Origin of the sequence: Agrobacterium fabrum str. C58 (assembly GCF_000092025.1) — a bacterium.
GTDB classification, from domain to species: Bacteria; Pseudomonadota; Alphaproteobacteria; order Rhizobiales; family Rhizobiaceae; genus Agrobacterium; species Agrobacterium fabrum.
On record NC_003062.2, the window covers coordinates 1,591,955 to 1,614,322 of the forward strand.

Annotated in this window: 18 protein-coding genes; 7 read left to right on the forward strand and 11 right to left on the reverse strand. The window is 60.0% G+C overall.

Annotated elements, in window-relative coordinates; genetic code table 11:
• Positions 1–41 precede the first annotated feature (41 nt).
• From ATU_RS07905 to rpiA, 4 genes are all read right to left on the reverse strand, one after another.
• A complete protein-coding gene (locus ATU_RS07905) occupies positions 42–1,418 on the reverse strand; it encodes a class II 3-deoxy-7-phosphoheptulonate synthase (RefSeq protein ID WP_010971738.1) in 1,377 nt (458 codons plus the stop codon).
• A gap of 251 nt (positions 1,419–1,669) precedes the next feature.
• Positions 1,670–3,058 carry a glutathione-disulfide reductase gene (gor, locus tag ATU_RS07910; protein WP_010971739.1) on the reverse strand — a complete coding sequence of 463 codons (1,389 nt, stop codon included), beginning with the start codon at positions 3,056–3,058 and terminating at the stop codon, positions 1,670–1,672.
• A 143-nt stretch (positions 3,059–3,201) separates the two neighbouring features.
• Positions 3,202–3,768, reverse strand: a complete 567-nt coding sequence (locus tag ATU_RS07915) for a DUF2059 domain-containing protein (protein ID WP_010972660.1) — start codon at positions 3,766–3,768, stop codon at positions 3,202–3,204.
• A 16-nt stretch (positions 3,769–3,784) separates the two neighbouring features.
• On the reverse strand, positions 3,785–4,480 hold the full coding sequence (rpiA, locus tag ATU_RS07920) for a ribose-5-phosphate isomerase RpiA (RefSeq protein ID WP_035258577.1): 696 nt from the start codon (positions 4,478–4,480) through the stop codon (positions 3,785–3,787).
• Between the two features lie 190 nt (positions 4,481–4,670).
• Between rpiA and ATU_RS07925 the strand changes: the two genes are divergently transcribed.
• Positions 4,671–5,372: an HAD family hydrolase gene (locus ATU_RS07925; protein WP_010971741.1), complete on the forward strand. Its 702-nt coding sequence runs from the start codon at positions 4,671–4,673 to the stop codon at positions 5,370–5,372.
• A 201-nt stretch (positions 5,373–5,573) separates the two neighbouring features.
• Here the strand turns inward: ATU_RS07925 and ATU_RS07930 are convergent, their stop codons facing one another.
• Positions 5,574–7,478 (reverse strand): L,D-transpeptidase family protein, encoded by a 1,905-nt coding sequence (locus ATU_RS07930; RefSeq protein WP_455698004.1) that lies wholly within the window; start codon positions 7,476–7,478, stop codon positions 5,574–5,576.
• 462 nt (positions 7,479–7,940) lie between these two features.
• Here ATU_RS07930 and fumC point away from each other — a divergent pair, with 462 nt between their 5' ends.
• Together fumC and ATU_RS07940 are read left to right on the forward strand one after the other, a co-directional pair.
• Positions 7,941–9,332: a class II fumarate hydratase gene (gene fumC, locus ATU_RS07935; RefSeq protein ID WP_010971743.1), complete on the forward strand. Its 1,392-nt coding sequence runs from the start codon at positions 7,941–7,943 to the stop codon at positions 9,330–9,332.
• Positions 9,333–9,530: 198 nt separating this feature from the next.
• A complete protein-coding gene (locus ATU_RS07940) occupies positions 9,531–10,463 on the forward strand; it encodes an alpha/beta hydrolase (RefSeq protein WP_010971744.1) in 933 nt (310 codons plus the stop codon).
• A gap of 109 nt (positions 10,464–10,572) precedes the next feature.
• Here ATU_RS07940 and ATU_RS07945 read toward each other — a convergent pair whose 3' ends face one another.
• From ATU_RS07945 to ATU_RS07960, 4 genes are all read right to left on the reverse strand, one after another.
• Positions 10,573–12,210, reverse strand: coding sequence for a CTP synthase (locus ATU_RS07945; protein WP_006315432.1), 1,638 nt, complete (start codon positions 12,208–12,210; stop codon positions 10,573–10,575).
• Positions 12,211–12,360: 150 nt separating this feature from the next.
• Positions 12,361–12,834 carry a preprotein translocase subunit SecG gene (secG, locus tag ATU_RS07950; protein WP_010971746.1) on the reverse strand — a complete coding sequence of 158 codons (474 nt, stop codon included), beginning with the start codon at positions 12,832–12,834 and terminating at the stop codon, positions 12,361–12,363.
• Positions 12,835–12,949: 115 nt separating this feature from the next.
• Positions 12,950–13,720: a triose-phosphate isomerase gene (gene tpiA / locus ATU_RS07955; RefSeq protein ID WP_006315428.1), complete on the reverse strand. Its 771-nt coding sequence runs from the start codon at positions 13,718–13,720 to the stop codon at positions 12,950–12,952.
• Positions 13,721–13,932: 212 nt separating this feature from the next.
• Positions 13,933–14,814, reverse strand: a complete 882-nt coding sequence (locus ATU_RS07960) for an alpha/beta fold hydrolase (RefSeq protein WP_010971747.1) — start codon at positions 14,812–14,814, stop codon at positions 13,933–13,935.
• Between the two features lie 225 nt (positions 14,815–15,039).
• Between ATU_RS07960 and parE the strand changes: the two genes are divergently transcribed.
• A complete protein-coding gene (gene parE / locus ATU_RS07965; protein ID WP_010971748.1) occupies positions 15,040–17,172 on the forward strand; it encodes a DNA topoisomerase IV subunit B in 2,133 nt (710 codons plus the stop codon).
• 405 nt (positions 17,173–17,577) lie between these two features.
• Here the strand turns inward: parE and ATU_RS07970 are convergent, their stop codons facing one another.
• Positions 17,578–18,471, reverse strand: a complete 894-nt coding sequence (locus ATU_RS07970; RefSeq protein ID WP_035258639.1) for an NAD(P)/FAD-dependent oxidoreductase — start codon at positions 18,469–18,471, stop codon at positions 17,578–17,580.
• A gap of 223 nt (positions 18,472–18,694) precedes the next feature.
• On the opposite strand from ATU_RS07970, the gene ATU_RS07975 reads away from it, so the two are divergent.
• The 3 genes from ATU_RS07975 (at position 18,695) to ATU_RS07985 (ending at position 21,734) form a co-directional block, all read left to right on the forward strand.
• Positions 18,695–19,351: a TetR/AcrR family transcriptional regulator gene (locus ATU_RS07975; RefSeq protein ID WP_035258642.1), complete on the forward strand. Its 657-nt coding sequence runs from the start codon at positions 18,695–18,697 to the stop codon at positions 19,349–19,351.
• A 29-nt stretch (positions 19,352–19,380) separates the two neighbouring features.
• Positions 19,381–20,244, forward strand: coding sequence for a class I SAM-dependent methyltransferase (locus tag ATU_RS07980; RefSeq protein ID WP_010971751.1), 864 nt, complete (start codon positions 19,381–19,383; stop codon positions 20,242–20,244).
• Positions 20,245–20,843: 599 nt separating this feature from the next.
• On the forward strand, positions 20,844–21,734 hold the full coding sequence (locus tag ATU_RS07985) for an NAD-dependent epimerase/dehydratase family protein (protein WP_010971752.1): 891 nt from the start codon (positions 20,844–20,846) through the stop codon (positions 21,732–21,734).
• A 7-nt stretch (positions 21,735–21,741) separates the two neighbouring features.
• Here the strand turns inward: ATU_RS07985 and ATU_RS07990 are convergent, their stop codons facing one another.
• Positions 21,742–22,350 (reverse strand): ATP-dependent Clp protease proteolytic subunit, encoded by a 609-nt coding sequence (locus ATU_RS07990; protein ID WP_010971753.1) that lies wholly within the window; start codon positions 22,348–22,350, stop codon positions 21,742–21,744.
• Positions 22,351–22,368 lie beyond the last annotated feature (18 nt).

Genomic DNA, 22,368 nt, shown 5'->3' on the forward strand with positions numbered 1-22,368 from the left:
GGGAGAGATCCCGGCGGCTTTTCATTTGATCAGCCCTGATATCAGGCGTTGGCGATTGCCAGACGCTTTTCGTCGCGACCGCTCTTCATACGCTCGGACAGCAGGAACGCCAGTTCCAGCGCCTGATCGGCGTTGAGGCGCGGATCGCAATGGGTGTGGTAACGGTCGGACAGCGAATCCGCCGTCACGGCGCGCGCGCCACCCGTGCATTCCGTCACGTCCTTGCCGGTCATCTCGATGTGGATGCCGCCCGGATGCGTGCCTTCGGCGCGATGGATCTGGAAGAAGCTTTCGACTTCCGACAGGATGCGCTCGAACGGACGCGTCTTGTAGTGGTTGAGCGTGATCGTATTGCCATGCATCGGATCGCAGGACCAGACAACCTTACGGCCTTCTTTCTCCACCGCACGGATGAGCTTCGGCAGGCTGTCCGCCACCTTGTCATGGCCGAAACGGCAGATCAGCGTCAGGCGCCCGGCTTCGTTTGCCGGGTTCAGTGCATCGATCAGCTCGATCAGATTGTCAGGCGTCAGCGACGGACCGCACTTCAGGCCGATCGGATTCTTGATGCCGCGGAAATATTCCACATGCGCATGGTCGAGCTGACGCGTGCGGTCACCGATCCAGATCATGTGACCCGACGTCGCGTACCAGTCGCCCGAGGTGGAATCGATACGGGTCAGCGCTTCTTCGTAACCAAGCAGCAACGCTTCATGGCTGGTGAAGAAATCGGTCTCGCGCAGGCTCGGATTGTTTTCCGCGCTGATGCCGATCGCCTGCATGAAGTTCATGGTTTCGGAAATGCGGTCGGCCAGCTTGCGGTAGCGGTCCGCCTGCGGGCTGTCCTTGATGAAACCGAGCATCCACTGGTGGACGTTTTCAAGGTTGGCGTAACCGCCCATCGCGAAAGCGCGCAGCAGGTTAAGCGTCGCGGCCGACTGGCGATAGGCGTCGAGCTGGCGCTCCGGGCTCGGAATGCGCGAGGCCTCGTTGAATTCGATACCGTTGATGATGTCACCGCGGTAGGACGGCAGCGTCACGCCATCGAGCACTTCCACGTTGGAAGAGCGCGGCTTGGCGAACTGGCCGGCAATGCGACCGACCTTAACCACCGGCAGCTGTGCGCCATAGGTCAGCACCACGGCCATCTGCAGGAAAGCGCGGAAGAAGTCGCGGATATTGTCGGCGCCATGCTCGAGGAAGCTTTCGGCGCAGTCGCCACCCTGCAGCAGGAAGGCGTTGCCTTCCGCCACATTGGCGAGCTGTTTTTTGAGGCGACGGGCTTCACCGGCAAAAACCAGCGGCGGATAGGTCGCAAGCGTGGCTTCGGTAGCCGCAAGTGCGGCCGCATCAGGATATTCGGGAACCTGCTGGATCGGTTTCTGCCGCCAGCTGCCGGGGGTCCAATTCTGTGCCATGTTCTTACCCTTTTTTCGCCCGCGCGACTGCCGCGCGACCGCCTCGAAAAATTGAGCGGCTTATAGCTCCAAGCATCGGCTTTGCATAGCCGATGTCGGGGCTAACAGGCTCATTCTGCCCGTTTTGGGCGCTCCAGACGTACAAAAGTCAATTCAAACGATTTAACGCACCCGCCGCCATCCAAAAAACATCCGTTTTCGAAGGGCGGCGGGCGAATTTGGACAGCGATCACATCACGCCTGTATTGGCGTTACACGCGCTCGCCATTCACCACGCGGTAGCTCGGCGCATACATCGTCACCAGTTCTTCGGCGGCTGTGGGATGAACCGCCATGGTGCGGTCGAAATCATCCTTGGTGCAGCCCGCCTTCAGCGTGATGCCGAGAAGCTGCGCCATTTCACCCGCCTCGTGGCCAAGAATATGCACACCGACAACCCTGCGGTCGCTCGCATTGACGATCAGCTTCATGATCGTCTTTTCCTGTCGGCCGGAAAGCGTCGCCTTCATCGGCCGGAACTGGGCGCGATAGACTTCCAGTTCCCGATATTTCTTGCCGGCTTCCTCTTCCGAAAGACCAACGGTTCCGATTTCCGGCTGCGAGAACACCGCCGTCGCAATCAGCTCGTGATCCGGCTTGGTCGGATTGTTCTTGTATTCGGTCTCGATGAAGCACATAGCCTCGTGGATCGCTACCGGCGTCAGCTGTACCCGGTCGGTGACGTCACCCAGCGCGAAGATGCTGGGCACGTTCGTGCGCGAATAGTCGTCGACGATGATCGCGCCGCGCGCATCCACCTTCACACCGGCATTTTCGAGACCGAGTCCCTTGGTGTTCGGGTCGCGACCGAGCGCCAGCATCACCAGGCCGACATGCAGCGAGCTGCCCTGTTTGGTGCGTGCCACGAAGCCGCCGGCGCCATCCTTGCTGACTTCCTCGATAATATCTTCGAGAATGATGCGGATGCCCTTGGCCTCCATCGCCTCATGCAGGCCCTTGCGCATGTCGTGATCGAAACGCGACAGGATTTCCTTGCCGCGATAGATCAGCGTCGTTTCCACGCCGAGCCCGTGGAAGATATTGGCGAATTCGACAGCGATATAACCGCCGCCGGCAATCAGGATCGATTTCGGCGGTTCTTCTAGATCGAAGGCTTCGTTGGAGGAGATCGTCAGTTCATGACCGGGCAGCGCCTTGTGCTCGTTCGGCGTACCGCCAACGGCAATCACGATACGCTCTGCCGTGTAGGTCTCACCGGTTTTTGTGAGCTTCACGGTATGGGCATCGACCAGTTCCGCACGGCTGTCGAAGATGTCGGCCTTGGCGTTCTCCAGCCCCTTGCGATAGAGGCCTTCGAGCCGGGTGATTTCCTTGTCCTTCGCCGCGATCAGCTTCTTCCAGTCGAAACGGCGCTCGCCGACGCTCCAGCCGAAACCTTCGGCATCCTCGAAATATTCAGGGAATTGCGAGGCATAAACGAACAGCTTCTTCGGCACGCAGCCGCGAATGACGCAGGTACCGCCATAACGGTATTCTTCAGCTATTCCCACGCGCTTGCCCAGCGAGGCCGCCACGCGGCCGCTGCGCACGCCGCCGGAACCACCACCGATGACGAAGAGATCGTAGTCATAAGCTGTCATAGTCAAAACCCCTGCTCAAAACCGCCATGACCCCGATATGGGCCAGCGGTCTGTTCACGCCACATATAGGTGCTGCGACGCACAAATGAAAAGCCCGGTCTTGCGACCGGGCTTTGAATATTTCTGAACCTTTGAAGGTCGCCTTACGGCTTGGCTGCGGGCGCGCCGCCGGTAGCGTTATGATCAGCCGGAAGCGGCTTCAGATCGGCGCCGGCAACCTTCTGCAGTTCAGTCATGCTGGCGGTGTTGAGATCGCGGTTGATGCCGGCGGCCCAGATGTCGGCAGCCTTCATCAGTTCGCGCGTGGCGATCGGGCCATCCTTGAGGAGCTTCTTGCCAGCTTCGCTGCTGTAGAATGCGGAAATGGCATTCAGCTCGTCAACGCTGAAGGCGCGCGCATAGGTGAGTGCCGCTTCGCGTTCCAGATCGGCGCGGCGCGGTGCAAGCTCAAGCGCCTTGGCATCAACCGTCGTGGTGATGGCGTCCTGCACATTCGGCGAGGCCTGAATGAGTTCGCCCTTCAGGCGCTCGGCCAGACCCGGCAGAATGTCGTCGAAACGGTCGGTAACGCCAAGAGAGGCGATTGCCTTGCGTGCGGCAGCGATGTGCGCTTCGGAAATTTCCTGCGCGCGTGCGGCAGTACCGAACACGATGCCGGAAATGAGGATCGAAGCAGCGGCAGCTTTGCCCAGTCCCGCTAGTTTGATCATGAAAATCTCGCTCCTGTTATACTGCCTGCATCATGCGGGCGCCTTCAGGGCCCGCGATGATGGCAAGCGATGCCAAATTTATGAAAAGTCCGTGCTCAACAACACCGGGGATAGTGTTCAGCTCGCGTGCCAGTGCTTCTGCATCAGGAATACGGCCAAAAGATGCGTCGAGGATCAGGTGTCCGCCATCCGTCATGAAGGCGCCGTCGCCGGAAGAACGCATCGTCAGTTCGCCCGAAAGACCCGACCGAGCCGCCAGTTTTTCAATGGCGATGCGTGTCGCCACCTGGCCGAAGGGATTGATCTCGATGGGAAGCGGAAAGGCGCCCAGCGTCTCGACGACCTTGCTCTGGTCGGCGATGACGATCATGCGGCCGGATGCTGCCGCCACGATCTTTTCGCGCAGCAGCGCGCCGCCGCCGCCCTTGACGAGACGTAGTACATGATCAACTTCGTCGGCGCCGTCGATGGTCAGATCCAGTTCCGGCAATTCATCGAGGGATTTCAGCGGCACGCCAAGCTCGACGCACAGACGTGCGGTACGCTCGGATGTGGGAACGCCCTCGACCTTCAGGCCGGCCGCAACCTTCTCCGCCAGAAGACGGACGAATTCCTCGGCCGTCGAACCGGTGCCGATACCCAGCCGCATGCCGTCCTGCACATGGGACAATGCGGCCTCGGCGGCCTTGATCTTCATCTGGCGGGCATCCATGTGCCTGAAACTCCGGTAGCTTTGTCGTCGCCGTGCTGTTTACACGGGTCGAAAGCCAAACGAAAGCCTTTTTCAAGGCAACAAACAGAACGTTGTGACGCGGTTGCAAAGACAGGCCCGTTTGCCTAGGCTTGGCGTCAATGAAAGCGCAGATCGTTCAGCACCCGCATTCCCCAAGAGGCCCGTTCCCGTGACATCCCGCCCGCTCTCCCCGCTCGCTATTTTCGATCTTGACGGCACGCTCGTCGATACCGCCGCCGATCTGGTCTCCAGCCTCAACCACACCATCGCCGCAGCCGGGCTTGCCCCCGTCACCTATGACGATCTGACCCACCTCGTTGGCCAAGGCGCGCGGGTGATGATCAAGCGCGCCTTCGCGTTGCGCGAGACGGAATTGCCGGAAGCCGATATCGATCCCCTTTACGAACGCTTCATCACCCATTACCGCGCTGAAATGCCCGGCGAAAGCCGCCCCTATCCGGGCATCATCGAGACGCTGGATGCGCTCTCGCAAGCCGGCATCACGCTTGCTGTCTGCACCAACAAGACCGAAATCCTCGCTGTGCCGCTGCTCGAAAAACTCGGCCTGACGCGTTATTTCGCGGCGATTACCTGCGGCGACACCTTCGCCTTCCGCAAGCCCGATGCCCGCCATATTCTCGGCACCATCGAAAAGGCCGGGGGCGACGTGCAGCGCTCCATAATGGTCGGCGACAGCATCAACGACATTCTCGCCGCCAGGAATGCAGCAGTACCATCAATCGGCGTGACCTTCGGTTATACGGATGTGCCGATGGTAGAACTTGAGCCGGATGTCGTGATTGATGATTTCGCCGCTCTAACGCCGGCGCTCTTTGAGAAGCTGGTTTCCAAGGGTGCAGCGGCAGCCTGAGAGGCTGGACGACATAAAAGCAGGAATGGGGCGAATGAGGATGACATTTCCTCACTCTCGACGTCATCCTCGGCCTTGCGCCGAGGATCTAATCACATCCAATAGAATTGAGACGTTGCAGATGCTCGGGACAAGCCCGAGCATGACGGAAGAGGGAATTCAGCGCCGTTTCGTGCGCTTTCTCTCTCGATTGTACTCCAATCAGATCGACGCGGCCCGCGCTTTTGTCGTCACGGCGAATGCCTTCTGCACATAGCTGTCGCGGTCATAGACGTCGTCGAAGAACTGCACCTTACCGTCCTTGTCCGGCCAAGCCGTGAAATAAGCGACATAGACCGGAACCTTCTCCGGCACCTGCACTGCGCGGTTCTTACCCGCTGCAATCTGCTCATTGACCTTGTCGACGCTGGAGCCAAGAACGGCAGCAGCCATGCGGCGCGGATCGACCAGACGGATACAGCCGTGGCTCAACGCCCGCATGTCGCGGTTGAAGAAGCTCTTGGCCGGCGTGTCATGCATGTAGATCGCATGCGCGTTAGGGAACAGGATCTTCAGGTCGCCCAGCGCATTGTCGCTGCTCGGCGGCTGACGCACGGAAACGGCGTTGGTTGAGCCGTACCAATTGACGCTGCTGGATGAGACCGCACGGCCGCCAACCTGTACTTCGTAACCCAACCGGTCGAGGTAGGACGGGTCGCGGCGCAGCTTCGGCAGCATCTCGTTGACGATGATCGACTGCGGCACGCCCCAATAGGGATTGAACTCGACGGTCTGGATTTCGTCCTGGAAGAAATAGGTCTGGTTCGCCTTGGAACCGACAACCACCTTCATGCCGAACTGTTCCACGCCGTCATTGTGATAATAGGCCATGAAAGCGGGCTGGTTGATGAAGACGTAACGCTGGCCGAGATCTGCCGGCAGCCAGCGGACCTGCTCCATGGCCACCTGCACCTTGGCAATCTTGGCATCGTTGCTTTCGCCGACCATGGCGCGCACGGTCGCACGGCCGATCACGCCATCCGGCTTCAGGCCGTTTTCGCTCTGGAACGCCTTCACCAAATCGACGAGATCAGGCGTATAATCCGGCGTCTGCTGGTAAGCGGACATGATCGCCGCGTGTTCGGCCTTGAAGGCCGGCGAAGCGCGATGCTCGATCGCCTTGACGACACTGGCCATATCGGCGCTGCTATTGCCGGGCTTCAGCACCAGATCAGCCGGAACGCGAACAGTGTGAGCCGTATCGCCCTCGCCGCGCAGGCGGGCAAGTTCCGCCTTCAACGCCAGGTATTCGGCGCTCGACGGTTCGCGACTGCGCAGATAGGCGGCGACGTCGGGGCTGAGGCCTGCAAGCTTCAGCACCGGCGCAAGGTTGACGGTCTTGCGCTTGAAATCATGGTAGCCAGACAACCGGTTCGGATCGACGCGGCCACGCGTTGTATCCTGCACATAGGCCAGAACCTTGGCCGACAGCGCCAGTTCGAACTGCATCTGGGCCCGCTGATAAGAATCCGAGGTCGATACGGAGGCCGTTTCGACCGGCGTGCCGGTCGCAGTCGTGCCGGCAGCATTGTTGCTGATGCTCGCGGTCACATCCCTTGCCGGTGCGGAAATGCTGTAATCGGCCGGATCGAGGCCGCTCTCGCCAACCGTCTCGAAGAAAGCGAGGACGGCGTTGGCGCGCTCGGTCAGTTCGCCGCCGGAAACCCACAGCGTCTTGCCGCCCGCGCCGTAATAGGCCTCCAGTGCCTTGCCGATCTCAGGCGTGGCGCTGAACTTCAGGTTGGCAAGGCCTTCGCCGAAATTCGCCGTGTTTACCACACGAGCCGCATCCGCCTTGTAATCGTAATAACGCGGGCCGGAAACGCGCGGCAGAGGCTCGGGATCGGAGGCATCCGCACTTTGTCCGGCGCTTGATCCGGAGCCGGATGGCGAGGTAACGATGCCGGCCGGCGGCAGTTCACCGCGATCACGCGCGATCTTGCCCGGGCCGCCGCGCAGGAGGTCCATCAGCGTCACCGCGCCGGCGCTGCCGGGAAGAGCGGTGGAAACGGAAAGACCGAGAGCCAGCACCAGTGCTGCCGATGATTTTCCAGATGTGACTTGCAATTTGATCCTCGTAGCACCCAGCACCGCCCGAAAACGGCGGGCATCAGTTTCATGCCTGTCTAGCCGATAGACGGCCCGTTGAAAAGAAAACGCCTAAAGCCCACAACCGTGCCGAAATGAACCTCATGATACAGCCAAAGCCATAAAAACGTAATTTCCAGAATTGGCGAGAATGGTTAAATTTCCATTTATTTCATTCACTTTGCCGTGGCCCGCCACTGCCTTTTCGCATCACGGAAAGCCCGGTCTTCAAGGCATTTCAAGCCGTAGTAAAAATGACACGCCGCGCCGTTTTTCACGCCATCACCCTGACGAGGTCGAAATCGCTTAAGGTCGTGGGAAATATCTGCCTCTGCCGCATTGCAGCGCTTTCATTGCCGGCGCGATGATTCTATATATCGGCCGCGCAAGGCGGGCGAAGTGCCGTTTTGGCGGAGGAAAACGAGTAAAAAGGCAAGATTGATGACAGCCACACGGACAGAAACCGATACATTTGGCCCTATTGAAGTTCAGGCCGATCGCTACTGGGGCGCGCAGGCGCAGCGCTCGCTCGGCAACTTCAAGATCGGCTGGGAAAAGCAGCCCGCCTCTGTCGTTCGTGCGCTCGGCATCGTCAAGCAGGCCGCTGCCCGCGCCAACATGGCGCTTGCAGGTCTCGACCCCAAGGTGGGAGATGCCATCATCGCCGCCGCGCAGGAAGTCATCGACGGCAAGCTGACCGAGCATTTCCCGCTCGTCGTCTGGCAGACCGGCTCCGGCACCCAGTCCAACATGAATGCCAACGAGGTGATTTCCAACCGCGCGATCGAAATGCTCGGCGGCGAAATGGGCACCAAGAAGCCTGTTCACCCGAATGACCACGTCAATATGAGCCAGTCCTCGAACGACACCTACCCGACGGCGATGCACATCGCCTGCGTGGAAGAGATCGTTCACCACCTGTTGCCGGCCCTCAAGCACCTGCACACGGCGCTGGAAGCCAAGGTCAAGCAGTTCGAAAAGATCATCAAGATCGGCCGTACCCACACGCAGGACGCGACCCCGCTGACGCTCGGCCAGGAATTCTCCGGTTACGCCGCTCAGGTCGCCTCGGCGATCGCCAATATCGAACTCACACTGCCCGCACTGTCGAAGCTCGCCCAGGGCGGTACGGCGGTTGGCACGGGCCTCAATGCCCCTGTTGGTTTTGCCGAAAAGGTCGCCGAGGAAATCTCTGAGATTACCGGCCTTTCCTTCGTCACCGCGCCGAACAAGTTCGAAGCGCTTGCCTCGCATGATTCCATGGTCTTCTCGCACGGCGCGATCAACGCCGCTGCCGCTGCACTCTTCAAGATCGCCAACGACATCCGCTTCCTCGGTTCCGGCCCGCGCGCCGGTCTCGGCGAATTGTCGCTGCCGGAAAACGAGCCCGGCTCGTCGATCATGCCGGGCAAGGTCAACCCGACGCAGTCGGAGGCACTGACGCAGGTTTGCGCCCATATCTTCGGCAACAATGCAGCGCTTTCCTTCGCAGGCTCGCAGGGCCACTTCGAACTCAACGTCTATAATCCGATGATGGCCTACAACTTTCTGCAGTCGGTCCAGCTTCTGGGCGATGCGGCCGTGTCCTTCACCGACAACTGCGTCGTCGGCATCGAGGCGCGCGAAGACAATATCCGGAAGGGCGTCGAGAACTCGCTGATGCTCGTCACGGCGCTCAACGGCAAGCTCGGCTACGACATCTGCGCCAAGATCGCCAAGACCGCCCACAAGAACGGCACGACGCTGCGCGAAGAAGCCGTTGGTGGTGGATACCTCACCAACGAGGAATTCGACCAGTATGTGCGCCCCGAAAACATGATCGGCCCGAAGTAAGCCGGTTTGGAATTTGTGGGAATTGGGAACGGGCCTTCGGGCCCGTTTTTGTTTGCCCGATTGACAGCTGGGTAATGAGACCGGGATAGGGCCGGAACATCGAGATGCACCGGCATTGACCTCATTTGGTGTTTTTACATCTTCCTCATACACTGTTCTTCCGCAGAAAATGCCACGACCAAGCACGAGGGTGATATCATGATCTGCCGCCGCAGCCTGCTTCTGGGTGGCGCGCTCCTCGCCACTGTGATGAAAGCCCCGCATCTGCTTGCCGACGGCGATCGACCCCGATTTTCCCTCTGGCCCGGCCCGCCTCCTGGCGGCCACGGTCCAAGCGGTTCCCAGAACATCAGCAAAAAAGGCGCTGTCACCAACATCGCCATACCGGGCCTTGAGATGTTTGCACCCATCAGGCCAAACGGGTCTGCAATGCTCATTGCAGGCGGCGGCGGGTATAAACGCATCGAGGAAGGCAAGGAGTCCTATCCCGCCGCACGCTGGCTTGCCGCCAGAGGCATTTGCGCTTTTGTCCTCACCTATCGCCTTCCGACCGAGGGATGGACTGCCGGGCCGCTGGCACCGCTTCAGGACGCACAGCGCGCATTTCGTCTGATACGTGCACGCAGTTCGGATTGGCAGATCGATTCGCAACGGATAGGCGCACTTGGCTTTTCTGCAGGCGGCCACTTGATGGGACTGGCAGCGACCCGCCCGGCGTTTGCATCCTACACGGCGGTCGATGACATCGACAGGCAATCAGCCCGGCCGGATGTCGCAGCCCTGATCTATCCGGTCATCACGCTTGCACCGCCTTATGACCATACGTCCACCCGTAGATCGCTTATCGGCGCTCACTCTACAGACGAGGCGACGCGAGAATGGTCAGTGGAAAGCCATGTGAGCAACGATTGCCCGCCGGTCTTCATCACACAGGCGGATGACGACCGGATTTCCAATCCCGCCAATAGCCTCATCATGCAGCGGGCCTGCGAGAAGGCGGGGGTGAATGTCGAATTTCATCCAATCGTCTCCGGTGGCCACGGCTTTGGCATGGGCAAGCCCGGAACCGCAACGCAGGAATGGCCGCAATGGTTTGAAGCATGGCTGCGAAAACACAACTTTCTCGCTTGATGCAACCCGGTAATCCCGATCCCGACAAACCATGATTGCAGGACGGAAAGTCTGTTCGCCAAACAAAAAAGGACCGCAAACGCGGCCCTTTTTTGTATCATTCAAACCGTCAAACCAGCCGGCTCTGCTCCACCGCCGCTTCGACGAAGCTGGCGAAAAGCGGATGCGGGTCGAGCGGGCGGCTCTTCAGTTCCGGGTGGTATTGCACGCCGATAAACCACGGATGGTCAGGATATTCCACCGTCTCCGGCAGGACACCATCGGGAGACATGCCCGAGAAGACCAAGCCGCACTCTTCCAGCCGGTCCTTGTAGTCCACATTCACCTCGTAGCGGTGGCGGTGGCGCTCGGAAATATCAGTGGTGCCATAGATTTCGGCGATCTTGGTGTCTTTCTTCAGCGCCGCCTTGTAGGCGCCGAGACGCATGGTGCCGCCGAGATCGCCCTTGGTGGAGCGCTTCTCCAGCTCGTTGCCCTTCACCCATTCGGTCATCAGGCCAACGACGGGTTCCGCCGTGGGACCGAATTCGGTGGACGAGGCATTTTCGATGCCGGCGAGATGTCGGGCCGCTTCCACGACCGCCATCTGCATGCCGAAGCAGATGCCGAAATAGGGCACGTTGCGCTCACGGGCGAACTGCGCCGCCATGATCTTGCCTTCGGAACCGCGCTCGCCGAAACCGCCCGGCACCAGAATGCCGTTGACCTTTTCGAGATAAGGCGTCGGATCTTCCTTTTCGAAGACTTCCGACTCGATCCACTCCAGCTTAACCTTGACGCGGTTGGCGAAGCCACCGTGATGCAGCGCCTCGATCAGCGACTTGTAGGCATCCTTGAGGCCGGTATATTTGCCGACGATCGCAATCGTTACCTCGCCTTCCGGCGTGCGGATGCGGTTGCAGACCTCTTCCCACTGTTCCAGACGCGGCTTCGGCGCCGGTTCGATGCCGAAGGCGGCCAGCACTTCCGAATCGAGACCTTCATTGTGGTAGGCGATCGGAACGTCATAGATGTTGGCAACATCCAGCGCCTGAATAACGGCGGACGGACGCACGTTGCAGAACAGCGAGAGCTTGCGGCGTTCCGCTTCCGGGATTTCCCGGTCGGCGCGCACCAGCAGGATGTCGGGATGAATGCCAAGCGCCTGCAGTTCCTTCACGGAATGCTGGGTCGGCTTTGTCTTCAATTCGCCGGCCGCCGGAATGTAAGGCATCAGCGTCAGATGAACATAGATTGCGGTGCCGCGCGGCAGGTCGTTACCGAGCTGGCGGATCGCCTCCATGAACGGCATCGCCTCGATATCACCCACCGTGCCGCCGATTTCGCAGATGACGAAGTCGTAATCGTCATTGCCTTCGGTCACGAAATCCTTGATCTCGTTGGTGACATGCGGAATGACCTGTACCGTCGCGCCGAGATAGTCGCCGCGGCGTTCCTTGTCGATGATGTTCTTGTAAATGCGACCGGTGGTGATGTTGTCGGTCTTGGTGGCCGAACGCCCGGTAAAGCGTTCATAGTGGCCAAGGTCGAGGTCCGTCTCGGCACCGTCATCCGTCACGAACACTTCGCCGTGCTGTGTCGGGCTCATGGTGCCGGGATCAACGTTCAGATAAGGGTCGAGTTTGCGAAGCCGCACCCGATAACCACGGGATTGCAGCAAAGCTCCGAGTGCCGCAGCTGCGATGCCCTTACCGAGAGAGGAGACCACGCCGCCTGTGATGAATACATATCGCGCCATGGGATTCACCGGATACCTTTTTACCTCTGATTCCGCCAGCCCAAATTTCATTGTTTCGAAAATTCGCTGTTGACGAATCTGCGATGGGGCGAGCCGGAATGCGAACAAAAGAAAACCGGCAGGCTTTTGGCCTGCCGGAGCGTTAAATCAAAACCGGGCTTATTGACCGGTCGGAACGGCGTTCGGATCGGCGGGCTGCGCCGGGGCCGGAGCGGCCGTGCCGGAAGCGGCCGGAGCCGGTGTGGCCTGTGCCGGAGCCGTCTGCGCCGGTGCGGCTGCACCACTATTGGTCGGAACGCCATTTCCAGCCGGAGCCGGCGCTGCCGGCGTCTGTGCCGGGCCGAGCGTGTCGAGAATGCCGTTGCCCTGGCCTTGCGTGGCCGGAATACGGTTCAGAATATCGGTTGGACGCGATTCGTAACGGGTCATAAGACCAAGGCCGAGCGACGTCAGGAAGAACAGCGCGGCGAGGATACCCGTTGTGCGGGTCAACGCATTGGCCGTTCCGCGCGCGGACATGAAGCCCGAACCGCCGCCGATACCGAGGCCGCCGCCTTCGGAACGCTGGATCAGGACAACGCCGACGAGCGCCAGCACGATCATGAGGTGAATAACAATCAAAACGGTCTGCATGACAATCCATTCCATGCCCCGCGCGGAGCACTACAAAGAAGGTTTCGCGGCTCTTTACATGAGGCGAAGGTTTATTCCAAGCCCCTTTCCAGCCGCTGTGACAGGAAAGCTGGTCTCAGGCCGTCAGTTGCTCATATGCCGCATAGATGGAAAGGAAGTCTGCGGCTTTCAAGCTGGCGCCGCCGATCAGCGCGCCATCGACATTCTCGACGCCCATCAGTTCCAGCGCATTGGCGGGCTTCACCGAACCACCATAGAGAATGCGCATGGTCTTGCCGGCGTCACCGAAGCGCTTGACCAGCTCGTCGCGCATGAAGGCATGGGCTTCGCGCACGTCCTGCGTGGTCGGGGTAAGACCGGTGCCAATCGCCCACACAGGCTCATAGGCGATGACGGTGTTTTCAGCAGTCGCTTCATCCGGCAGGGAGCCGGCCAACTGGCGCTTGAGAATATCCAGCGTCTGTCCCGCCTTGCGCTCATCCGCAGTCTCGCCGATGCAGACGATGGCGATAAGGTCGACCTGATGGGCAGCGGATGCCTTGGCGCGAACCAGGTGATCGGTCTCGGCGTGGTCGGTGCGGCGCTCGGAATGGCCAACGATAACATGGGTGCCGAAGCAATCGGCAATCATCTCGGCGGAAATATCGCCGGTATGGGCGCCGGTATCATTCTGGTGGCAATCCTGCGCGCCGATCAGCAGCGGGCTGTCATCGCAGAGCGCCGTTGCTACGTAGAGCAATGTCGAGGGCGGGCAGATCAGCGCATCCACCTTCTCGGACAGCGCGCCCTTAACGCCCTCTGCCATGGCCTTGATCTGATCGAGCGAGGCACGGGTGCCGTTCATCTTCCAGTTTCCGGCAACAAGCGGTCGAACATTCGGCGTCATAGGTATCCCATTCCCTTTGTCTCTGGCCCGCTTTTGGCGGCACCCCCATCCCTCGGCCGCACGCGGCCCTCAATCACGACAGAAACCCTGCCGGAAATCCCGGGTTATTCCTTTAACCGCAGCTGGCCGCAAATGGTACAAAAAAGCGGCTTAAAGGTTCAAAACAACGGCGGATTTCGCAAATTTTTCCGTTGCTGATCCAAACAGAGGCCTCAGCGGCTCAAAATCCAGTTCAATACCGCCCGCCAGTCGGTCATGCGCACCGGCGTCCCGTGGCTGCCTGTCTCGTAGCGCGTAAACCGCGCCGGCTCGCCGGCCTTGAGTAACGAGCGGAAGATCGTCGCCTGCTGATCGGCCGAATAGACCTTGTCGGCACTGCCATGGGTGAACCAAACGGGCTTTTTCGTCTTGGCAAATGCGCTTTTCGGAAAATCGGGATCGACCGCACCGCCAAGGATCGCCATGCCCTTGAGATTGGCGACGGCCGCCTTGTCGCGGCTGATGCCATAACAGATGAAACTACCCATAGACGCGCAGGTGAGCACCACCGGCTTCCCACCCGACTTCTGCGCCGCATCGGCAATCAGCGCCGCGACATCGGCAACGCCGTTTTCGTCAAAGGAGCGCACACTCGGCGCGTAATAGGTTCCGCCATTGGCAATGGCGAGATTTTTCAGCCGGTTGAAATTGCCGCCGAACGTATAGTCGTTCATGCCGAGCCGGCGGTCGCCGCCGCGTCCGTGGATGAAGATGACGGTGAAGGCCTGTCCGCTTGCCGGCCCGACACGGCCCACCTCAAGCGCCCTGCCCTCGACGGAAACGGTTTCCAGCGCCTGCGCCTTCTTTGGCGCCATATCCACGTATTGCCGCTTCACCCGGCGCTCCGGCACCTCGTCGCGGCCGTTGATGTCGCGCATTTCCTGATAGTCGATGACTTCGGATGCGCCGCCATCGCCGGTGGAAACCACCGTCTGGACGGAAAACAGCTCATCCTTGAAAGGCCGCAGCGGCCCGTCAGCAGCCGGGGCCGCAACCGGCATGGCCGCAACAGTGAGGCTGAAAAGAGTACAAAACGTGAAATGAGCTGTGGACATGCCTTGGCTAACCGTTCATTCGTGGCTGCGAGACTTGCCATCGCAAGGCCGGCAGCGCAATCCTCCTGTTGCGAACCCCTGACACAATCGTGGCATAGGATGCACCGCGCTCGCCCAAGCGGACCCGGTTCAATCGGACGGGAAACGCATTTGGCGTTATGATTGACGCGATTGACATAATGATTCGCATGGCGAAATTCTGACACACGCTTTTGAACTTTGGACATGATGGACGACAGCAACGATCTCTTCTCCGGTCTTCCGGCAGCACAAAACAGCGATACGGAAACGAACGAGGACACGGTGAAACCCGTGAAGGCCCCGGCGACCGCAGCTGCCAACGTGCCCGCCAACCGGAATGTGCAGCCGAAACCCGCAGCCATTGCGGCCATCCCAACGTCCGCTCCGCCCGCCCCCGTGTCTCCTTCCAGTGATGACTACGGCGCCTCGTCGATCCGCGTGCTTGAAGGGCTGGAGCCCGTTCGCATGCGTCCGGGCATGTATATTGGCGGCACCGACGAAAAGGCGCTGCACCATCTCTTTGCCGAAGTCATCGACAACTCCATGGACGAGGCCGTCGCAGGCCACGCCAATTTCATCGAGGTTCATCTCGATGCTGAAGGTTTTCTGACCGTCACCGATAACGGCCGCGGTATCCCCGTGGAAAACCATCCGCAGGTTCCGGGCAAATCGACGCTCGAAGTCATCATGACCAAGCTGCATGCCGGCGGCAAATTCGACGGCAAGGCCTATGAGACATCGGGCGGCCTGCATGGCGTCGGCGTTTCCGTGGTCAATGCGCTCTCCGACCTGCTGGAAGTTGAAGTCGCCCGTAACCGCAAGCTTTACCGCCAGCGTTTTTCGCGCGGCGCGCCGATTGGCGGGCTTGAGGAACTGGGCGACGTGCATAATCGCCGCGGCACCCGCGTGCGTTTCCACCCCGACCCGCAGATTTTCGGCGATCACGCGAAATTCGAACCGGCCCGCATCTTCCGCATGGCCCGCTCCAAGGCCTATCTGTTCGGCGGCGTAGAAATCCGCTGGAGTTGCGACCCCGGCATGGTGCCGGCCGATGGCGAAATCCCTGAAAAGGCCGTGTTCCATTTTCCGGGTGGTCTCAAGGACTATCTGGCGGCCACGCTCGGCAAGGAATTCACGGTCACCCGCGAGATTTTCTCGGGCCGCACCGAAAAGACCGGCGGCCACGGTGCGTTGGAATGGGCTGTCACCTGGTATGGCGGCGACACGCAGATCCATTCCTATTGCAACACCATCCCGACGCCCGAAGGCGGCACGCATGAGGCCGGTTTCCGCATCGCGCTCACCAAGGGCCTGAAGAACTATGCCGAGTTGACGCAGAACAAGCGCGCCCGTGAAATCACCACCGATGACGTGATGATCTCGGCAGCCGGCATGCTCTCGGTCTTTATCCGCGAGCCGGAATTCGTCGGCCAGACCAAGGACAAGCTTGCGACCGTCGAGGCCCAGCGCATTGTTGAAAACGCGCTGCGCGATCCCTTCGACCACTATCTCACCGGCAACCCGGGCGAAGCGGCCAAGCTGCTCGACTGGGTGATCGAGCGCGCCGAAGAACGCCTTCGCCGCCGCAAGGAAAAGGAAGTCAACCGCAAGACGGCGGTGCGCAAGCTGCGCCTGCCCGGCAAGCTGGCGGACTGCTCGCAGAACACGGCTGAGAATGCGGAACTTTTCATCGTCGAGGGTGACTCGGCTGGCGGCTCGGCCAAGCAGGCGCGCAACCGCGCCAATCAGGCCATCCTGCCGCTGCGTGGCAAGATTTTGAACGTCGGCAGCGCCAGCCGCGAAAAGCTATCGGCCAACCAGCAGATCGCCGATCTCATCCAGGCACTCGGCTGCGGCACGCGCACCAAGTACCGCGAAGAGGATCTGCGTTACGAACGCATCATCATCATGACCGATGCCGATGTCGACGGCGCCCACATCGCCTCGCTGCTCATCACCTTTTTCTATCAGGAAATGCCGGAACTCATCCGCGGCAACCATCTCTATCTGGCCGTGCCGCCGCTCTACGTCATCCGTCAGGGTGCCAAAAGCGCCTATGCCCGCGACGACGCTCATCGCGCAGAGCTGATGGAAACCGTCTTTAAGGGCAAGAAGGTCGAAATCGGCCGCTTCAAAGGCCTCGGTGAAATGATGGCCGCACAGCTGAAGGAAACCACCATGGATCCCGAAAAGCGCACCCTGCTGCGCGTCGAGATCGATGACGTGGATTTCGAAGGCACCCGCGAGGCGGTGGACAATCTGATGGGCACCAAGGCGGATGCTCGCTTCCGTTTCATTCAGGAACGGGCGGCTTTCGCGGATAATCTGGATATTTGATGAGAAACCCAAGCTAGTCTTGGCCAAATAGCCCTAATACTGGCCATTTTGGAACCTGAAACTGGCCAACGCCACGTTTGATTATTTCCGGGCACTGAAGAGTGCCCGGAAAACGCCCGTCAGAACAGACAGTGAAACCGAGAAAGAGTTATAGTCAAACCACCCTGTTCACGTAACCACGAGGTCTCCCAGTCATGATCATTCCTTCAGGCCCTGCGCCAAGAGCTCGAGGTTCCGGATCATCGATATGAGCAGGCGGAGAGAAGCGACACATCGCTCGCCAACTGCGCCTTCCGAAGCTGCTGTGCTTCACAGCAGCGTTCCCAGACAGACGAAGGGCGCAGGCAAGGTCACTCCCCCACGCTGTTCGGTTCAACGGCTATGCTCATCCTTCAACTTGTCTTCTCAAACCAGCATAGACTGCTGAGCGAAGATACCTGCCATCGCTCCTTGCCATGTTGCCGTGGTGACCGAGGGGATGCCGGGGTTAGCAAGGTCACCGGCGGCGTAAATGCCTGGCATGCTGGTTTCGCGGCGCTCGTCGGTCTTGAGGGCGATGCCGGTTGGCGTGTTGACCGTGGCGAGGCCCAGTGCGTCATGCAGGCTTGCGGATGGCTTGTTGCGCGGATGCGCGAACAGGATGTCGACTTCGACATCAGGACTGGTATCGAGCTTGATAGTGGCGCCATGGCTCCCGTGACGTGCGATTTCGTTGATCCGACCATCAACGACAGGTACCTTTCGGCTTTCCAGATCGGCCCGTATGTCGGGGGTGATGTCGTGACCATTGCCGAAAACAGTCAACCTGTCGGTCCAATCGTGAAACAGCCTGACCTGATTCATCGACTGCGGGCCAGACCAGACGAGGCCCCAGTGCTGGTCAGCAACTTCGAAGCCGTCGCAATAGGGGCATGGGATAACGGATGTGCCCCAGTTCTCGGCAAAACCCGAAACATCAGGCATTTGGTCAACAACGCCATAGCTCAGGATCAGGCGGCGCGCGCTTAGGGTTTCACCATCGCCAGTAAGGACGGAGAAATTGTCGATGGTACCGGAGATGCTGTCGGCGCGGGCATTGACAATCCTGATAGCAGGGTAGCGCGCGAGTTGCTGCCGCGCCTCGGCCAGGATTGCGGACGGTGGCTTGTCATCGTGACCCAGCATACCGTGCGAGCGGCCAGCGAAGCGGTTGCGCTGAAGGCCGGTATCGAGAACGATGACTTTGCGGCGAGCACGGCCAAGCTGCAGAGCGGCGGCGAGGCCAGCAAAGCTGCCGCCGATGATGATGACATCATTCATGGTGATGGATTCCTTGTTGTGGACGGAGGGTAGCAGGCTGAGGCTGGGGCTGGCGGTGGCCTTGGTATAAGGGACGCCGATGGTTGAAAGCGCGGCCAGCTTCAGCAGTGTTCGTCGTTGCATGGCGCCCTCGTGTTTCGCTTAATTCTTCGGCTTGCTTATTTCAGAAACTCCATGGTATCCTAATTCCACAATAACGATACTGTCAAGGACTGCAATTATGGTGACTGAAAATAGTCAGAGCCGGCGCGGCCGGCCCGTCAACGAAGCACTTGGTCAAACGATCGTCGACACTGCAGGCGAACTCTTTGCGGAGCTGGGTTTTCAAGCGACGACATTGGACAAGGTCGCTCAGCGGGCGAAGATATCCAAACTCAGCATCTATCGTCACTTCGAGAATAAAGAGGCGCTGTTTGGCGCAGCCTTTGCGGCCCGCTGCCATCAGTTAATACCACAGGTCCTTTTCGAAGGCGTCGACGGTTCGGCCGAAGATCAGCTCATGGCGGTGGGATCATCCCTGCTTCGGACGCTGTTGCGCCCGGACGTTCGCAGTGTCGAAGCCATGGTCACGGCCGATGTCACAAGTCAAAAGTCGTTGAGCAAGATTCATTACGAAGCCGGTCCCGCCCATATGATTGCCCAAATCGAGGCCTTGCTGCGTCAGTTGCACGCGAAGGCGCTTCTGAATGTGCCTGATCCTGTCCAGTCCGCCCGCCTGTTTGCCGCGCTTTTCAAAGGCTCTGATCTCCTGATTATTGCACGCTTCGATGAGGCGAGAGCAGAGGACGACAACGAAATCGAATCCTATTGCCGGTCGGCCGTCGCCATGTTCATGGCCGCGCACGGTGGCGACGACCACGTGTGCGCACAGCCTGGTTAAGAACGGATCGGAAAAGAAAGGATGTGGACATGGCACAACAAAATGCGGAGCATATTGCCGACTGGAGAGGCCAAAGCGGGGAGCGCTGGGCCGCCTACCAGGCCCGGCTCGATGCCATGATGGCGCCATTCGGCCAAGCTGCGATCGAAGCCGCCGCGCCCACTACCGGCGAACGCGTACTGGACGTCGGCTGCGGCGCGGGGGCGTCCAGCCGAGATCTGGCCGCTCGCGTCGGCGCGGAGGGCCATGTGCTGGGCGTGGACATATCCGAACCGCTGATCGAGAGAGCCCGCGCCCTCGCGCCACAGGATATGTCGGTCGTGTTCCGGGTAACCGACGCCAGCAGGGCCGAGTTGCCCGACGGCGCGTTCGACATCCTGTTCTCACGTTTCGGGGTGATGTTCTTCAACGATCCGACAGGGGCGTTCGCCCATATGCGCCGTGCGCTCAAGCCGGGCGGGCGGGCCGCTTTTGTCTGCTGGCGCGGCGTGACTGAGAACGATTGGATGCGGTTGCCGATGGGCGCGATGAAGGGCATCCTCCCATCGATGACGCCGCCTGGTCCGGAAGCCCCCGGCCCGTTCTCGTTTGGCGACCAGGAGCGTGTGGAGCGCATCCTGACGAAGGCAGGGTTCACCGATATCGCTATCGAGCCTTTCGATGCTTCAGTCTCGTTTGGCGAGGGCGCAACACGGGACGCGGCGCTCGATGACGCAGTGAACATGACACTTGAGGTCGGCCCGTTGTCGCGGGTGCTCGCTGATCAGCCCGACGACATACGCGACCGCGCCTCGGTTGCGGTTCGTGCCGCTTTGTCGGGATGCCCCGGTGAGCGGTCGGTGATGATCAACGGCGCGACATGGATCGTCACCGCGCGCAATCCCGCAAGCTGACAGGGATTAACAGTCGGCAGGCAGAATGCGGCGCGGGTCTCTCGGAGACAATTGGCGTCACGACGATAAATAAGGGAGGCCGGCAAGAAAGCCGGCCATGGTGAGGCACAACGTTGTTCCCAGGCATGGCCGATGATTGTGCCGTCTCCCTTTCACCGCATGAGCCTTAATCGGCCGCCATGGCCTTGGTAAATTGCGACTGAAATCGGACTTGCAGCCCTTCGAATCGATCCGATCGAAATGCGGCTTCTGATGACGCGTCAAAACTCGATCATTTCGGATCGGCAGAGCAAGCTTTCAATGGCGGGACCTCAGCCGCCCGGCAGTCCCAGTCGGCAATTGTTACTGTAGACATCGAGACAATTTACGCGAATTCAAACCGGGTTTCATCCCGGCTTTTTCTTTCGGTTCATGCCATTGGCCAATTTTGACATCCTGGGTGGCCAAAAGTACTTGTGCTTTGAGGTTCGTGGGTTCAAGTATCAAAGGGTTACAGCGGGAATGGCCAGTATTCGGATACATTGCTCATCTGATCATCCGGATGAACCCTTGAAAGGCGGCGCCAGGCGCTGCTTTTCTGTTGATGCGGAGGGAACATCATGCGGATAGTGCTGACGGGCAGCTCCGGTCGGGTCGGCCGCGCGATTTTCAGTGCCCTCGCCGGCCGGCATGATGTCACTGGCATAGACCGCTCCCCCTTTTCCACCACCCATATCGTCGACGATTTCGCGGACGAGTCGCTGCTGCGGAGAGCTTTTGAGCGAGCGGATGCGGTAATTCATACGGCGGCCCTTCATGCTCCGCATGTTGGTTGCGTTCCGAATGCCGAATTCCAGCGCATCAATGTCGATGGAGCCCGCATGGTGGCGGAAGCGGCGATGGCGACCGGCGTGCCACGGCTGGTCTTCACCAGCACCACGGCACTCTACGGACACGCTGTTTCTTCGGGGTCCTGCACCTTCATCGATGAAGATACGCCGCCCCAGCCAAAAAGTATCTATCACCGCACGAAGCTAGAAGCCGAGCATCTGCTAGAGGAAATGGCCGGACCGCACCTCGCTGTGCGCGTGCTCCGCATGTCACGCAGTTTCCCGGAGCCCGCCGACGTGATGGCAGCATATCGGCAACATCGCGGCGTCGATATCCGTGATGTCGCCGACGCTCATGTGCTGGCGCTGGGCAATGCGGGAGAAGACTTCCAGCGCTATATCGTATCGGCCTCCACCCCGTTTTTCGCTGATGACTGCGACGCCCTCGCCAAGGATGCGCCCTCCGTTCTCCGCCAGCGGACCCCGGGCCTCACAGACGCTTTCGCACAGGAAGGCTGGGCGCTGCCGACGACCATCGACCGCGTCTATTCACCCGCCCGCGCCGTAGAGGGGCTTGGCTGGACATCCCAGTTCGGCTCCGATGAAGTGCTGGCCCAGCTTGCCCGGCGCAGCCTGGAAGTGCTGCCGGCCGGCGCCAATATCGGCAGGAAATCCGAATAGGCCGGCCCTATGCCGCCGCATCCTCTCGCACTTCCAGAATGCGGTCGATCAGCCCCCATTCCAGAGCCTCCTGCACCGTCATGAAGCGGTCGCGATCCATCGCCGTTTCGAATTCTTCGTAGCTGCGCCCGCAATGCTCGGCATAAAGCCGCGTCATGCGATGTTTCGTCTGCCTGATCTCTTCGGCATGGATGAGCATGTCCGACGCCTGCCCCTGAAAGCCACCGGAAGGCTGGTGAATGAGGATGCTGGCATTGGGCAACGCCGCCCGCGTGCCCGGTTCACCCGCCATCAGCAGGAATGACCCCATCGAACGGGCCGTACCCATGCAGAGCGTATGCACCGGCGCACGAATGTAACGCATGGTGTCATACATGGCGAAACCGCTGGTCACCATGCCACCCGGCGAGTTGATATAGAGGTGGATCGGCTTCTTCGGGTTTTCCGCTTCGAGAAACAGCAATTGCGCGCACACCAGCGCTGAGACCGTATCGTCGACCTCCCCGTTGAGAAAGATAATCCTTTCCCGCAGCAGGCGGGAATAAATGTCGAAAGACCGTTCTCCCCTTGAGGATTGTTCGACTACCATAGGGACGAGTTGCATCGTTTCGCGCATCGGCGAACTCCTGTCGTT